Source organism: Streptomyces turgidiscabies Car8 (assembly GCF_000331005.1).
In the GTDB taxonomy this organism is placed as follows: Bacteria; Actinomycetota; Actinomycetes; order Streptomycetales; family Streptomycetaceae; genus Streptomyces; species Streptomyces turgidiscabies.
Genome location: NZ_AEJB01000171.1, coordinates 1 through 14,034 on the forward strand (window position 1 = coordinate 1; position 14,034 = coordinate 14,034).

General features: G+C 69.4%; 14 protein-coding genes and 2 pseudogenes. 10 read left to right on the forward strand and 6 right to left on the reverse strand.

Annotated features, from left to right (window positions below):
- Positions 1–70 precede the first annotated feature (70 nt).
- On the reverse strand, positions 71–2,041 hold the full coding sequence (locus STRTUCAR8_RS10580) for a glycoside hydrolase family 97 protein (protein ID WP_006375624.1): 1,971 nt from the start codon (positions 2,039–2,041) through the stop codon (positions 71–73).
- A gap of 226 nt (positions 2,042–2,267) precedes the next feature.
- Between STRTUCAR8_RS10580 and STRTUCAR8_RS10585 the strand changes: the two genes are divergently transcribed.
- A complete protein-coding gene (locus STRTUCAR8_RS10585; RefSeq protein WP_006375615.1) occupies positions 2,268–3,776 on the forward strand; it encodes an RICIN domain-containing protein in 1,509 nt (502 codons plus the stop codon).
- A 143-nt stretch (positions 3,777–3,919) separates the two neighbouring features.
- Here STRTUCAR8_RS10585 and STRTUCAR8_RS10590 read toward each other — a convergent pair whose 3' ends face one another.
- Positions 3,920–4,486, reverse strand: coding sequence for a VOC family protein (locus STRTUCAR8_RS10590; protein WP_006375628.1), 567 nt, complete (start codon positions 4,484–4,486; stop codon positions 3,920–3,922).
- 242 nt (positions 4,487–4,728) lie between these two features.
- Here STRTUCAR8_RS10590 and STRTUCAR8_RS10595 point away from each other — a divergent pair, with 242 nt between their 5' ends.
- The 5 genes from STRTUCAR8_RS10595 (at position 4,729) to STRTUCAR8_RS10615 (ending at position 9,348) form a co-directional block, all read left to right on the forward strand.
- Positions 4,729–5,544, forward strand: coding sequence for an IclR family transcriptional regulator domain-containing protein (locus tag STRTUCAR8_RS10595; protein WP_044471985.1), 816 nt, complete (start codon positions 4,729–4,731; stop codon positions 5,542–5,544).
- Positions 5,545–5,699: 155 nt separating this feature from the next.
- Positions 5,700–6,920: a CaiB/BaiF CoA transferase family protein gene (locus STRTUCAR8_RS10600; protein WP_006375629.1), complete on the forward strand. Its 1,221-nt coding sequence runs from the start codon at positions 5,700–5,702 to the stop codon at positions 6,918–6,920.
- Positions 6,913–7,728, forward strand: coding sequence for a citryl-CoA lyase (locus STRTUCAR8_RS10605; protein ID WP_006375623.1), 816 nt, complete (start codon positions 6,913–6,915; stop codon positions 7,726–7,728). The genes STRTUCAR8_RS10600 and STRTUCAR8_RS10605 overlap by 8 nt, the downstream gene beginning before the upstream one ends.
- Positions 7,725–8,432 (forward strand): alpha/beta fold hydrolase, encoded by a 708-nt coding sequence (locus STRTUCAR8_RS10610; RefSeq protein WP_006375618.1) that lies wholly within the window; start codon positions 7,725–7,727, stop codon positions 8,430–8,432. The genes STRTUCAR8_RS10605 and STRTUCAR8_RS10610 overlap by 4 nt, the downstream gene beginning before the upstream one ends.
- Positions 8,433–8,574: 142 nt before the next feature.
- Positions 8,575–9,348, forward strand: a complete 774-nt coding sequence (locus STRTUCAR8_RS10615; protein ID WP_044471986.1) for a polysaccharide deacetylase family protein — start codon at positions 8,575–8,577, stop codon at positions 9,346–9,348.
- Between the two features lie 60 nt (positions 9,349–9,408).
- Here the strand turns inward: STRTUCAR8_RS10615 and STRTUCAR8_RS10620 are convergent, their stop codons facing one another.
- A complete protein-coding gene (locus tag STRTUCAR8_RS10620) occupies positions 9,409–9,600 on the reverse strand; it encodes a VCBS repeat-containing protein (protein ID WP_143666630.1) in 192 nt (63 codons plus the stop codon).
- A gap of 57 nt (positions 9,601–9,657) precedes the next feature.
- Here STRTUCAR8_RS10620 and STRTUCAR8_RS49530 point away from each other — a divergent pair.
- The 3 genes and pseudogenes from STRTUCAR8_RS49530 to STRTUCAR8_RS10630 all read left to right on the forward strand — a co-directional run.
- Positions 9,658–9,833: pseudogene (locus STRTUCAR8_RS49530) on the forward strand (GNAT family N-acetyltransferase); the annotation flags it as partial.
- Positions 9,834–10,033: 200 nt separating this feature from the next.
- On the forward strand, positions 10,034–10,390 hold the full coding sequence (locus STRTUCAR8_RS10625; RefSeq protein WP_006375626.1) for a PRC-barrel domain-containing protein: 357 nt from the start codon (positions 10,034–10,036) through the stop codon (positions 10,388–10,390).
- 59 nt (positions 10,391–10,449) lie between these two features.
- Complete coding sequence (locus STRTUCAR8_RS10630) at positions 10,450–10,623, forward strand: hypothetical protein (RefSeq protein WP_006375616.1); 174 nt, start codon at positions 10,450–10,452, stop codon at positions 10,621–10,623.
- 66 nt (positions 10,624–10,689) lie between these two features.
- On the opposite strand, the gene STRTUCAR8_RS52435 is transcribed toward STRTUCAR8_RS10630, so the two are convergent.
- The gene (locus STRTUCAR8_RS52435; protein ID WP_158697395.1) at positions 10,690–10,833 is read right to left on the reverse strand and encodes a hypothetical protein; all 144 of its coding nucleotides are present in this window, start codon (positions 10,831–10,833) and stop codon (positions 10,690–10,692) included.
- A gap of 34 nt (positions 10,834–10,867) precedes the next feature.
- On the reverse strand, positions 10,868–11,896 hold the full coding sequence (locus tag STRTUCAR8_RS10635) for a LacI family DNA-binding transcriptional regulator (RefSeq protein ID WP_006375620.1): 1,029 nt from the start codon (positions 11,894–11,896) through the stop codon (positions 10,868–10,870).
- A 363-nt stretch (positions 11,897–12,259) separates the two neighbouring features.
- Between STRTUCAR8_RS10635 and STRTUCAR8_RS10640 the strand changes: the two genes are divergently transcribed.
- Positions 12,260–13,528, forward strand: a complete 1,269-nt coding sequence (locus STRTUCAR8_RS10640; RefSeq protein WP_006375617.1) for an ABC transporter substrate-binding protein — start codon at positions 12,260–12,262, stop codon at positions 13,526–13,528.
- Positions 13,529–13,552: 24 nt separating this feature from the next.
- Here the strand turns inward: STRTUCAR8_RS10640 and STRTUCAR8_RS10645 are convergent.
- Positions 13,553–13,948: pseudogene (locus STRTUCAR8_RS10645) on the reverse strand (right-handed parallel beta-helix repeat-containing protein); the annotation flags it as partial.
- Positions 13,949–14,034: the final 86 nt, after the last annotated feature.

The following is a 14,034-nucleotide window of genomic DNA, read 5'->3' on the forward strand; positions in this document are numbered from 1 at the left end:
CGGCATCGTCCAACGTGGCCGTCACGCCTGCCTCCGTCAACCCCTCGGGACGCATCTCGCACGGTGATCGTCAGGCCACCTGGTTCGCCGGTGTCAGGATCACCGCCTGGCCGCCCGCGCTGGTCATGGTCACGCTGAGGGTGGTGGCGGAGGTGACCGTCCGGGTGCTGACGACGGTGGGGGTCGCGTGCGGGGTGCTGCCCGGCGTGCCGTCGGCGTAGATCGTGGCCGTGTAGGTCGTGCCGCTGTCGAGGAAGGTCAGCGGGACCGACAGGGTGCGGGCGTCCTCGTCGGTCATCGCTCCGAGGAACCACGTGGTGCCGCTGCGACGGGCCACCGCGACGTACTCGCCGACGGCGGCCGCCACCGTGGTGCTCTCGTCCCAGGTGGTGGGGATGGCTTCGAACCAGGCGAGGCCCGGCCAGTTGGCGGTGGTGGCGTAGGCGGAGGGCTTGGAGTACCAGTAGAGGAAGTTGAGCGGCTGGTAGTAGACGGCGGCCATCGCCATCTGGTGGTTGTTGGTGGTCTGGTCGCGCGACTGGCCGTAGCAGATGGTGTAGTCCATCGGGCCGCCGACGTTACGGGCGAAGGGCAGCAGGACGTTGTTGGTGGCGGTCGGGAACTGCTCGTTGCCCCGGACGCCCTCCAGACTGATCCAGTTGGGATACGTGCGCTCGTATCCCCAGGAGCGGACGTCGTCGTGCATGTCGATGAGCAGCTCGTACTTCGCGGCGGCCTTCGCCCAGGCGATGATCTGGTTCGTCATGGCCTGGGTGCCGTCGTTGATGAAGCCGAGCTTGATCCCGGCCACGCCCCAGCTCCTGTACAGGGCGAACAGGGTGTCCGGGTCCGTCAGGGCGATGCGGTTGACGTAGAGGAAGACGCCCACGCCGTGACCGGTGGCGTAGTCGATCACGGCTGGCAGGTCGATCGCGGCTATCGGGGTGGTGGCGTCGGGGGTGCTGAACTCCGGGCCGTACCAGCCGGCGTCGTACTCGATGTACTCCAGGTTGCGGGCGACGGCGAAGTCCACGCCCTGGGTGCCTGCGGCGGTGGTCAGTTCGCAGCGGAACACCTTGCCCGGCCTGATCCAGGAGGTGTCCGGAAGGGCGCAGGGCGGGGCGAGGTTGAGGACGAGTTCGGCGTTGTCGATCAGGTCGCCGGCCTCGTCGCCGAGCACCAGGACCCGCCAGGGTGTGGCGAAGGGCGTGGTGACGGTCGTGGTGTTCTGCGCGGTGCCCGAGGAACGGGCGGGCTTCTTCATCAGGTACGTCTTGAGCGTGCTGTCGGCTCCGGTGACGGAACTGACCATCGAGCGCGGGTAGTTGACCCGGGACGATTCGCAGACGGTCGCGCACAGTCCGCTGTCCAGGGTGACCAGCAGCGGGAGGTCGCTGAGGTTGCCGTTGTCGGTGGTGGAGGTGCCGGTGAGCGGGATGGCACCCGGCGCGAGCGGGCTGTAGGCGTCCTCGTCGCGGGCGCTGTAGACCGTCGTGTTCGCGGGGAACGCCCAGGTGGTCAGCTCGTCGGAGATGGTGGCGGTGCCCGCGTCGAGCAGGACGCAGCGCAGGGCGACACCGGTGTCGTAGGCGCGCAGTTGGACGGAGAAGTTGACGCCGCTGGTGGCTTCCCGGAGGTTCCAGCGCATCTCCTGGTAGTGGTCGCGGACGGTCGCGTTACGGCCGTAGACCGGCGTCCAGGTGCTGTCCTTCGTCCAGTGCTGGTAGTTGGTCACCGACACGTTGCCGGTGCCGAGTCGGGTGCCGTCGCTCAGTGCCAGGCCCAGCGCGGAGGAGTTGAGGACGGTCGTGCCGCCGCGTTTCACGGACCACTGGAGCACGCCGCCGACCAGCGACATGGTGATCCTGTTCGCGCCGTCCGGCGAGGTCGCCGTGATCGACGAGTCCGCCGCCCGCGCTACGGACGCTCCGCCGAGGCCCAGGACCGCACCTCCGGCGGTGACCGCCGCTCCCTTGAGGATCCCTCGCCGCGACGGGTTGCCGCGCGATACGGGCGACCCGGGTGATGCGGGAGCTTCCATGGTGTGCCCACCTCACAGTCGAACAAAACCAACCAGTAACAAACCATGCGATCCGTCGGGGTTGTTCTACTCCCCGCCTTCCGGCTGGTCAACGGGTGCACGCAAAGCCGATGAAAAGAAACAGAAACCAACGTCCACGTCTTGACAGGGCTTCTGGCGACAGTTGTCATTAACCCGCCAAACGACGGACATATACCGGGGGACCTCGAAGAAGAGGCGGAACAGCATGTTGCAAGGAACGTCCACCGGCCGGAGCGACAGCCACCGCCACCGCCCATGGCGCACAGTCGCCGTGCTGCTCCTGTCTCTGCTGACAGGCATGGCCTCGCTCCTGATACCCGCCTCGGCCGCCCAGGCCGCCTCCGTGACCTTCACGACCGGCGCGGCGCGGACCGACACCAGCGGCAACGCCCTGCAGCTCCACGGCATGGGCATCATCAAGGTCGGTGACACCTGGTACGGCTTCGGCGAGAACAAGACGGGCGAGACCTCGACCGACACGTCCTTCCGGGCCATCGCCTGCTACAGCTCGACCGACCTCGCGAACTGGACGTACCAGGGCGACGCGCTGTCCCTCCAGAGCAGCGGCGACCTCGGGCCGTCCCGGGTGGTCGAGCGGCCGAAGGTGATCTACAACGCCGGCACCCAGAAGTACGTCATGTACGTGCACATCGACAGCTCCAACTACTCCGAGGCCAAGGTCGGTGTCGCCACCAGCAGCACGCCCTGCGGCGCCTACGACTACCGGGGCAGCTCGCGCCCGCTGGGCCAACTGAGCCGCGACATCGGCCTGTTCCAGGACACCGACGGCACCGCCTACCTTTTGTCGGAGGACCGCAACAACGGCCTGCGCATCGACCTGCTCTCCAGCGACTACCTCACCCCGGTGAGCACGGTCGCCGTTCTGGGCAGCGGCGGCGGCGCCAACAGCTTCGAGTCGCCCGCGATGGTCAAGGCCAACGGGATCTACTATCTGCTCGCCTCGCACCTCACGGGCTGGAGCCTGAACGACAACGTCTACTCCACCGCCACCTCCGTCGGCGGCACCTGGGCGCCGATGCGCAACTTCGCCGCCCCGGGCACCAAGACGTACGGCAGCCAGACCGCCAACATCATCACGGTGGCCGGCACCTCCGGTACGACGTACATCTACGCCGGTGACCGCTGGAACGCCTCCGACCTCGGCGCGTCCCAGATGATCTGGCTGCCGCTGACCATCAGCGGTACGACGGTCAACCTCGGCCAGTACCCGACCTGGTCACTGGACGTCCAGGCGGGCACCTGGACGCCGAACAGCGGCGTGCCGAGTGCGGCGGCGCACACCCTGACGAACTCGGGCAGCTCCATGCTGCTCGACGTCACCGGCGCGTCCACCGCCTCCAACGCCAACATCGTCCAGGCGACCGGCACGGGCGGGGCGGACCAGAAGTGGACCCTCACCAAGGTGTCGGCCAACATCTACACGCTGAAGAACGTCAACAGCGGGCTGTGCCTGGACGTCCCCAGCAAGTCGACCGCCGAGAACCGCCAGCTCATCCAGTGGACCTGCAACGGCGGGACCAACCAGCAGTTCTTCTTCGACCTGGTCGGCAGCTACACCGGCAGCGTCTACATGCTGGTGGCCGTGCACAGTGGGCTGAACCTGGGCGTGCTGAGCAACGCGACGACGACCGGAGCGGCGGTCGTCCAGCTGACGGGCACGGGCGCGACGAGCCAGAAGTGGACCGTCGGCTGACACCCGCACTGAGCTGGACCGAGTCGAGTTGAGTTGAGTTGAGTTGAGTACGAACGGCCCGTCGGCACTGACCGTGCCGGCGGGCCGTGACGTTGCCGTTGCCGTTGCCGTTGCCGTTGCCGTCCCGCGTGATGTCGGGCCGGTCAGCGGTAGGTGTTGTTTGTGGTGTGCTCGCCGGCGAGCCAGGAGGCGAGTTCCGCGCGGGCGGTGCGGCGGCGTTCGGCGTCGCTCGTCTCGATGCCGGGCGCGTCCAGGGTGAATTCGAGGAGCAGGCCATTGGGGTCGCTGGTGTAGAGGGAGCGGCAGTAGCCGTGTTCCAGGACGTAGGTCTCCTCGGGCCGCCAGTTCGCCTTCTCCAGCCGCTCGGTGATCGCGTTCTGCACGTCCTCGGTGACCTTGAGGGCGATGTGCTGGAACGGTGAGTGCGGCATCTCGGGGCCGAACTGCTTCTGGTCCTCGGGGTCGGCGAACTGGAAGAAGGCGAGGGCGCTGCCGTCACCGAGGCCGTAGAAGGTGTGGCAGTACGTGCGTACCGCGCCGAAGAGTTCGTCGGACTCCTTCCAGGTGGCGACGAGGGGCAGGCCGACGATGTCCTCGTAGAAGGCCCGGGTGGCCTCCTGGTCGCGGGTGACGTACGCGTTGTGATGCAGCCGTGAGGGCAGGGCCGCGGTGCTGGACGCGGCTGAGGATGCGGGGGAAGCCTGGGTCATCGTCGACTCTCCTTGAGGTTCCTTGGTCCGCCGGGCAGCGGGCGACGGACCGAGCGACGGACGCCTGTCCGCCAGACGGTCGCTCTCGTTACCTTCGTGCGCCCGGACCGTGACGTCAAGAGAATCGCGGGAGCCGATTCCCCGGATGCGGCGTTGTCCACAGGCGTGGACAGCATGTGGACGGCATGCGGACAGCGGGCAGTAACCTGAACACCCAGCCGAACGACTGTGAGGGGCCTCAGATGCCGCGTACCGGTACCGGGCCCGACTTCATCGAGGCGTTGGCCCGCGGGCTCGACGTGATCACCGCGTTCGCTCCGCAGCGCCCGGTGATGTCCCTCTCGGAACTGGCGGCGGCGACCGGCCTGGCCCGTCCGACGGTACGGCGGATCCTGCTGACCCTCGAAGAGCTCGGCTTTGTCCGCGCCTCGGACAGGGGCTTCGCGCTCACCCCGCGCGTGCTCGACCTGGGCGCGGCGTACGTCGGCTCGCTGGGGCTGTGGGATGTCGCCCGGCCGCACATGGAGCGACTGGTGGAACGGACGCGCGAGTCCTGCTCGGTCGCGCAGCTCGACGGCAGCGACATCGTGTACGTCGCCCGGGTCGCCGTGCCGAAGATCGTCACGCTGTCCGTCCAGATCGGCACCAGGTTCCCGGCGCTGCAGACCTCGTTGGGCAAGGTGCTGCTGGCGGCGCTGGAGCCGGAACAGCTGGAGAAGACGCTCGCGGAACCGACCCGCTCCGGGCTCACCGCGCTGTGGCGGCCCGGCCGGGAGGAGCGGGACGAGGTGCTGCGCGAGGTGCGGGCCCGTGGCTGGGCGCTGGCCGACGAGGATCTGGCGCTGGGTATCCGCTCGGTCGCGGCGCCCCTGCGGGACGGCGCGGGCCGGGTGGTCGCGGCCGTCAACGTCAACGCCCACGCCGCCGAGACCTCGGTGGAGAAACTCCGGGAGGAGCACCTTCCGCTCCTGCTGCAGACGGCCGGCGACATCAGCTGCGACTTCGCCCGCCTCGCCACCCTCCCGCAGTCGGTGGCCCCGTCCCCCTCCCACCCCTGATCCACTCCCGAGTCCCGCTCCCGAGTCCCGCAGCCGGCCCCGGGCCTCCCGCACTGTCCGGTGAATTCCTTCGGTCCCTCGCCTCCTCGTCGTTCGGCGTGCCACAATCGCATTTGGCGGACGAATGTCCGCTGTGCGGTCGGAGGGATGGGTTCATGGAGATGTCCACAGGGTCGACAGCTCCCGGCGGAGTTGTCGGGCCGCTGTCCGGGCTGCTCGTCGCCGACTTCTCCCGCGTGCTGGCGGGCCCCTACGCGACGATGCTGCTGGCCGATCTCGGCGCCGAGGTCGTCAAGGTCGAGTCCCCCGGCGGTGACGAGACCCGCTCGTGGATGCCACCGACCCGGGGTGAGACGTCCACGTACTACCTGGGCGTCAACCGCAACAAGCGCTCCATCACCCTCGACCTGCGCGCCGAGGACGACGCGGTGGCCGCCCGTGAACTGGCGCACCGCGCGGACGTCGTGATCGAGAACTTCAAGCCGGGCGCGCTCGCGAAGTACGGCCTGGACCACGCGAGTGTCGCGGCCCGCAACCCCGGTGTGGTCTACGCCTCGATCAGCGGCTTCGGGCCCGGCGCGGGCGCGCACGTGCCCGGCTACGACCTGATGGTGCAGGCGATCTCCGGTCTGATGAGCCTCACCGGCGACCCCGAGGGCGAGCCCTTCCGGGCCGGCATCTCCGTCTTCGACGTGATGGCGGGCAACCACGCGACCATCGGCATCCTCGCCGCGCTCCGACACCGCGACGCGACCGGCGAGGGCCAGCACGTCGAGGTCAACCTGCTGTCCTCCGCGCTGTCCGGCCTGGTCAACCACAGCTCCGCCTACGTGGCCGGCGGCACCGTGCCCTACCGGATGGGCAACGCCCACCCGAGCGTCTTCCCCTACGAGCCCTTCCCCACCGCCGACCGCGATCTGATCGTCGCCGCCGCCAACGACGGCCAGTTCAGGCGGCTGTGCGAGGTCCTCGGCATCCCCGGCATCGCCGACGACCCGAGGTTCGCGCACAACAGGGACCGCACCGCCCGCCGCGAGGAACTGAGGCCGCTGCTGGTCGAGCGGCTCGCCACCCGGGGCGCGGCCGACTGGTTCGAGGACCTGGTCGCCGCCGGGGTACCGGCCGCCCCCATCAACACCATCGACGGAGGCTTCGCCACGGCCGAGCGCTTCGGACTCGACCCCGTCGTCGAGGTCGGCGAGGGCGAACGGGCCGTCCCCACGACACGTCACCCGATCACCTTCTCCGCCACCCCGGCCCGCTACGAGCTGCCGCCCCCGGAACTCGACGAGCACGGCCCCGAACTCCGCAAGTGGCTCACGGCACCGCGGAATCCCCAGAATCCGCAGACAGCGCAGGGAGATTCCCGTGACTGACCAGCCGCCGTCCTACCCCACCGCGCTGGGCGCAGCCAGCCGCACGTCGATCACCCTCCTCGGCACCGACCTCGCCCGTGACGTCATGGGCGAGGTGGGATTCGGTGAACTCGCCTACTGGCTCGCCACCCAGCGCCGCCCCACCCCCGGCCAGGTACGGGTCTTCGAAGCCGTCCTCGCCGCCCTCGCCGACCACGGCTTCACCCCCACCGCGATCGTCACCCGCCTCACCTACCTGTCGGCCCCCGACTCGGTACAGGGCGCGCTCGCCGCCGGACTGCTGGGCGGCGGCTCCCGTTTCCTCGGGGTCACCGAGGACACCGGGACCTTCCTCCACGAGGTCATCGCCCATCAGCGCGGCCCACTGCCGGACGACGAGGCGGGCTGGGACGTCCTCGCCCTGGACACCGTACGAGCGCGGCGGGCGGCCGGGCTGTTCGTGCCCGGCCTCGGCCATCACGTCCACAAGGACGGCGACCCACGCACCCCCCGGCTCATGGAGATCGCCGCCGAGGAGAAACAGTTCGGCCCCCACCTGTCACTGTTCGCCGCGATCGGCCGGACCCACCCCCAACTCCTCGGCAAGACCCTGCCCTTGAACGGCGCCGGGGTGTGCGGGGCCGCCCTGGCCGACCTCGACCTGCCCATCCCGCTGCTGCGCGGCTTCGCCCTGCTGGCCCGTACCGCCGGGCTGATCGGGCAGCTCGCCGAGGAGATGCGCAACCCCGTCGCCAACGACATCTTCCTCTCCGTCGACCTCAACAACCGGCCCGTCGACCCCGATCAGCACCCCGGCAACCTGCCGTGAGCCGGTCACCAGAGCGCGAGCCTGTCGTCGTCCTCGTCCACGGCGCCCACCACGGCTCCTGGTGCTGGGAGGAAGTGGCCGGGCGGCTGCACACGGCCGGCGTCCGCAGCCACGCCGTCGACCTGCCCCTCACCTCCTTCACCGACGACACCGAGGCCGTCCGCACCGCCGTACGCGAGGCGGCACCGCACGGCCCCGTACTGCTGGTCGCGCACAGCTACGGCGGTCTGCCCGTCTCCGCCGGCGGGCACCAAGCGGCCCGCCTGGTCTACGTCGCCTCACGGATGCCCCTGCCCGGCGAGTCCCCGTCCCAACTGACGCCCACCTGGACCGACCCCGCCTTCCACCGTTCCGTACAGACAGACCCCGACGGCACGGTGACCCTGCTGCCGTCCGCCCGCGAGGCGCTCTACTCCGGCACGCCTCCCCGGTACGCCGAGCGCGCGGCGGACCTCTGGCGGCCGATGCGCAGCCGCGTTCCCGACACGCCCCTCGACGACCCGGCGTGGCTGACGGTTCCCAGCGCGTACGTCGTATGCGGCGCGGACCGGACCGTGCGGCCCGAGGCCCAGCGCACCTGCGCCCGCCGTGCCGCCGTGCACGTCGAACTCGACTGCGACCACTCGCCGTTCTACTCCGCGCCCGACCGACTGGCCCGGTTCCTCGCCGCGCAGGCCGCTCTTCTCGTACTCCCGGGAGGGTGAGCGCCGCCCGGTTGTCCGTGAACCACACCGTAATTGTCCTTGATCGGTAACGGACGCATCCTGCGGCCGCTTTCCCTCGTCTAGTCAGGTGGTCACAAGGTGACCGGTGATCGGCGAGGAACTGCGTGAAAGCGGGGCGGACATGGCACGGCACAGTGGCGGGCGGGGCTGGTACGGCAAGGTACTCGGCGCGGCGCTCGGGGTGACGTTGCTCGCCACAGGTGCCTCGGTGTGGACCGCGCAGGCCGGTGCGGTGGGCGGTTCGACGCCGAAGACGACCACGACGGCCAAGCCTGCCAGTGCCGTCAAGCCGGTCGCGGTGACCATCGTGCACGCCTCGGACAAGGGCGCGCGCGGCGTCAACATCACCATCGACGACGGCCCCGACCCCGAGTGGACCCCCCAAGTACTCGACGTGCTGCGGGAGTTCGGCGTGAAGGCCACGTTCTGCATGGTGGGGACGCAGGCGGAGGCCCACCCGGACCTTGTGAAGAAGGTCGTCGCGGCCGGGCACCGGCTGTGCGACCACTCGGTGTCGCACGACACCACCATGGACAAGAAGTCCGAGGCCTACCAGTCGCAGCAGATACTCGACGCCGAACGCATGATCACCGAGGCGTCCGGGGGCGTACGCCCGATGTACTACCGCGCGCCCGGCGGCGCGTTCACCCCCTACAGCCGCAAGCTCGCCGCCTCCCGGGGGATGCGCCCGCTGGGCTGGAACGTCGACACGAAGGACTTCGAGCAGCCGGGTACGGACGCCATCGTCGCCACCGTCGAGCGGGAGCTGCCCAACGGGCCGACGCTCCTCTTCCACGACGCGGGCGGCGACCGCTCCCAGACCGTCGAGGCCCTGCGCCAGGTCCTCCCCCGGCTCAAGGAGCAGGGTTACGCGTTCGGCTTCCCGGTGCGCTGAGCCTCGTCCGTCCCCGTCCTCACCACCGGGGCTCGGTGCTGAGGACGGGGACGGGGACGGTCAGTACAGGCCGGTGTAGTTGTTCCAGCCGGTGGCGATCCGGGCCTTCGTGCCGAAGGTCGCGGCCGACGTGCCGTTCCAGCGCCACAGGGCGCCCGCGCTGTCCCGGCCGAGGAGGTCGGGACGGCCGTCGCCGGTCAGGTCGCCGGGTACCAGGGCGTTGACGCTGGTCCCGCGCCGTCGCCGAACCACCGCCACAGCACACCCGAACCGTCCAGGCCGACCATGTCGCCGATGGCGTCGCCGTTCGTCACCGTCCTCGGGCACCCGGCGCGTACCACCCGCGGTTCGGCTTCGGCAGGGCTTCCGCGTACGGCATCGATCTCACCATCGACGTCCCGGACGAGGCCATGATGGCCCTCACCCTCGACCCCGACCACCCGCTGCCCAGCGGCACCGTCCGCTACGCCGAACCCTTCGGCATCCAGGACGCGCACCCAGGACGCGTCCCCGACCTGCCCCCTCCTCGATGCCCGGGGCCCGTATCGGTCATACGATGACAAACAGGTCGGCACGTGCATGTGCTCGAGCCCCGAGGGCACCCGGTACACCGGTACCCCGGCGCACGGCAGGTTCGTGTCGGGGACGTCGCACCACCCGCCGGAGCGCAGACAGGGAGCAGGGCATGATCCGTTCAGCCGACATCCGCGAGTGGCGCAATTTCGACGTGATCGACACGAAGCAGCGCAAGATCGGCATGCTCGAGGCCGTCTACGTGGACACCGCCACCGACGAGCCGGCCATGGCCACCGTCCGGACCGGGCTGCCCACCCGCCACCGGCTGGTCTTCGTCCCCCTCGACGACGTGGTCCTCGGACCGGGCTACGTCAAGGTGTCCTACTCCAAGGCGGAGGTACGCAACGCCCCGTCGATCGGGACGGACGACGTGCTCCCCGCCGAGCAGGAGGAGGAGATCTTCCGGCACTACGGCATGACGTACCAGCCGGGAGCGGGAGGCGAACGTCAGCTCGCCCGGCGCTGAACACGACGCGGAACACAACTTCGCCCGACACACGCACACGCACTGAGGAGGTGGTCGGCGTGATGGCGCTCTTCCTGCTGGTGATCCTGGTGGCCGTCATCCTGGGAATCATCGGCGTGGCGGCCTCCGGCCTGGGATACCTGCTGGCCATCGGCATCGTGATCTTCGCCGCCGACCTGATCTTCTTCGGGGCCCGGGTGTCCCGGCGCGCCAGGCGGCGGCCCCTCCGGTGAAGCCGGAAAGCCGCCGCCCCTCGTGAGGACGGGGCGGCGGCAGAACGGGCTGGTCGCCGTTGCGCGTCAGTCCGAGGCGGGCGTCGCCGGGCGGGTGCCCGGGACCGCCCCGTAACCCATCTGCTGGGGAGTGTCACCGTCGTCGCCGTACACCAGGACCCGGTAGTACGAGGTGGTCCCGGCCGGTGCGGCGGTGTCCAGGTAGGACACGGCGGTGCCGGGGACGCGCCGAGGCGCGCGCGGGTCAGACCGCGCTGTCGCGCGGGGGCGGGGCGGTCGACTTGCGCACCACCAGCTCCGTCCCCACCTCCATGTGGTCCATGAGCAGCCGCTGCCCGTCGATGACGGACAGCAGGGCGCGGGCCGCCTTCTGGCCCATGTCGTGCAGCGGCTGACGCACGGTGGTGAGCCCTGGGAAGCTCTGCGCCGCCTGCGGAAGGTCGTCGAAGCCGACGACGGAGAAGTCGGTGGGCACGTTGAGCCCCCGCGCCCGGGCGGCGTCGATGGCACCGAGCGCCATCAGATCGGCGCCGGCGACGATCGCCGTAGGACGGTGGTGGTCGTCGTCGATCAGACGGGCGGCGGCGCGGAAGCCGCTGGCGTAGGAGAAGTCGCAGGAGGCGATCAGCTGTTCGTCGACCTTCAGTCCCGCGAGCCGCATCGCGTCCTCGAAACCCTGGAAGCGGAGGGACGTGCTCTCGAGGTCCTCCACGCCACGGAGGTAGGCGATCCGGGTGTGCCCCAGGTCGATGAGGTGCTGCGTGCCCTGACGCATCCCCTGGTAGTTGTCGACGGTCAGCCGGGGCAGCGGTACGTCCAGGCGCCGGGGGTCGATGATGACGCAGGGCAGGTTCTGCCGACGCAGCAGGGTGACCGTGTCGTCCTCCAGGACCGGCGCGATCATGAGCACCCCGTCGACGAGGCCGTGCGCCAGGAACTCGATCCGGTCCTTCTCCCGCACCGCGTCGTGGTAGGTGGCGTTGACGAGCAACTCCTGCTCGACACTGGCCAGTTCGTCGGCGACACCACGCAGGATCTCCAGGCCGTACTGACTGGTCAGGTCCAGCGCTATGAGGCCGATGAGCCCGCTGCGGCCGGCCTTGAGGTTGCGGGCCGAGACGTTCGGCCGGTAGCCGAGCCGCCCGGCCACCTCCATGACACGGCGTCGGGTCTCCTCGGAGGCCCCCGGCTTGCCGTTCACGACATTGGACACGGTCATCGCGGAGACACCGGCCTCCTCGGCCACCTGCGCGATGGTCACCCGCCCTGTCACCCGAACTCCTCCCACCCGTGAACGCTCCGGAAACTGTAACGATAAGGCAGCGAGGACGTCAACGAAATCACCCACACAGCCACGCCGCCTCACGGGTCAACTGCACCGATATCCGACATTAGACCCGCAACCTGACGCGATTTGGCCACTCAAGTGACTTCATTCGGCCACCGAAAGTTACGTATAGATGTCCGCTAAGTTTTGCGTTACAGTCCCGGCCATCGGCAGTAACAGTCGCCGCAAAATCGGGTCGACCGGTCCCTTTCCGGATGAAGTGCTTCCCCCACACGGAAACCGACCAGCCCGTTCACATCCCTTCAGAGATGACAAGTCGGTCTGTACCGACGATGGGTGAGGTATGCAATGAAGCGTTCTGGGAGAGGTCTCGCGATCGCCACCGCGGTCGCCGCCATGGCGGTTTCGCTGGCCGCGTGCGGAGGCGGGTCGTCCAACACCTCCGCGGACGGCAAGGTGACCCTGCACGTGCAGGCGTGGAAGGGCGGCGGCGCGGAGCCGGCGAACGTCGCGGAGATCAACAAGGCGTTCGAGGCGGCCCACCCCGACATCAAGGTCGACTTCGAGTACATCACCGCGAACGACACCTACGTCCAGAAGCTGCAGCCCGAGCTGCTCGGCGGCAAGGCCGGCGACGTGATCATGGTCGACACGGACAAGATGAAGAAGTGGGGCGCCTCCGGCTACCTGGCCGACCTCTCCGGAGAGTCGTGGGCGAGCCAGATCGCCCCGGACGCGAAGCCGTTCGCGCAGGCCGACGGCAAGACCCTCGCCATGCCGATGGAGCTGATCGGCATCGGCCTGTACGCCAACATGGACCTGCTGAAGAAGGCGGGCGTCACCGAAGTCCCCGCCGACTGGCCGACATTCCTCGCGGACCTCGCCAAGGTCAAGAAGGCCGGCATCAACCCCATCGCGCTGCCCGACAAGAGCGGCTGGACCGGCAGCTCCGTGTTCCAGGCGAGCGGTTCGACCCTCGTCTACAACAAGAACAAGCAGTGGGACACCGACTTCCTGGCCGGCAAGACGTCCTTCGACCCGGACTGGAAGGGCCCGCTGGACCAGTTGAAGACCCTGGAGGACAAGGGGTACGTCAACTGGAAGAACGAACTCGGCGTCGACGAGTGGGCCCAGGGCCCGCAGGACTTCAGCGCCGGCAAGAGCGCCTTCTGGTACCAGGGCGCGTGGCAGGTCTCAAACGTCAAGAAGGCCGGTTTCCCGGTCTCGTTCGCTCCCTGGCCCGGCGGTGAAGCGGGCACCAAGCCCAACAGCATGCTGTTCGCCGGCACGATGTGGGGCGTCAACTCCCAGTCGCAGCAGGGCGACGCGGCCCGCGAGTACGTCAAGTTCTGGTCGCAGAGCGAGAACCTCGCCAAGTACCTCGACGCCGAGCACGCGGAATCCCCCTTCACGGGCGGCACCACACCGGAGAGCACCGAGACGACGGCCTTCACCACGGCCTTCAAGGACGGGCGTTACCGGATCCTCCCCTCCAACTCCTGGTACGCGGCAGCCGCCGAGACCGACACCGGCTCCAAGATCCAGGCGTACCTGCTGGGCCAGGCGTCCGCCGCGCAGACGCTGAAGGACATCCAGACCGCCGCGTCCGCGAAGTAACCCGTTCCACCCTGGTCAGCCGTGGGCGACCCGGCAGTCACGCATCGCCAACGAGCCGGCGTCACGGGCCAGTACAGCCGCCCAGGAGGCGCCGGACACCTCGCAGCCGTCCATCGCGACCTGTCCCCGGGCGGCGTCCACGGCGGGCAGTTCCTCATCACGGCCGCGCAGTACCAGGTCGGTGAGCATCACCGCGTCCGCCTTCAGCGTGAGCACGCTGCCGCGCCGCGGACGTATCTCCACCGTGCCGCGCGCCTGCTCGGCCACGATGGTGACCCGGGTGGCGACGACGAGGTTCTCTTCGTAGATCCCGGGACGCACACTGATCACGGCGCCGCTGCGCGCCCTCGCCAGTGCCTCTCCGATCGTCCGAAAGCCCTCGGTGCCCTCCGGGCAGACCGTCAGTACCTGGCGTGACACGCGCCCTCCATCTCTCACGGCATTCCCTGCTCGGCGTGGGCAGCACCATCATGCCGGGACGGGGCGGGCATGGTCACGCCAGCCGG

What these genes read in the sequence shown, in the direction of transcription:
- STRTUCAR8_RS10580 (WP_006375624.1), bottom strand. Translation starts at nt 2,041, where the DNA reads ATGGAAGCTCCCGCATCACCCGGGTCGCCCGTATCGCGCGGCAACCCG.
- STRTUCAR8_RS10585 (WP_006375615.1), top strand. Translation starts at nt 2,268, where the DNA reads ATGTTGCAAGGAACGTCCACCGGCCGGAGCGACAGCCACCGCCACCGC.
- STRTUCAR8_RS10590 (WP_006375628.1), bottom strand. Translation starts at nt 4,486, where the DNA reads ATGACCCAGGCTTCCCCCGCATCCTCAGCCGCGTCCAGCACCGCGGCC.
- STRTUCAR8_RS10595 (WP_044471985.1), top strand. Translation starts at nt 4,729, where the DNA reads ATGCCGCGTACCGGTACCGGGCCCGACTTCATCGAGGCGTTGGCCCGC.
- STRTUCAR8_RS10600 (WP_006375629.1), top strand. Translation starts at nt 5,700, where the DNA reads ATGGAGATGTCCACAGGGTCGACAGCTCCCGGCGGAGTTGTCGGGCCG.
- STRTUCAR8_RS10615 (WP_044471986.1), top strand. Translation starts at nt 8,575, where the DNA reads ATGGCACGGCACAGTGGCGGGCGGGGCTGGTACGGCAAGGTACTCGGC.
- STRTUCAR8_RS10625 (WP_006375626.1), top strand. Translation starts at nt 10,034, where the DNA reads ATGATCCGTTCAGCCGACATCCGCGAGTGGCGCAATTTCGACGTGATC.
- STRTUCAR8_RS10640 (WP_006375617.1), top strand. Translation starts at nt 12,260, where the DNA reads ATGAAGCGTTCTGGGAGAGGTCTCGCGATCGCCACCGCGGTCGCCGCC.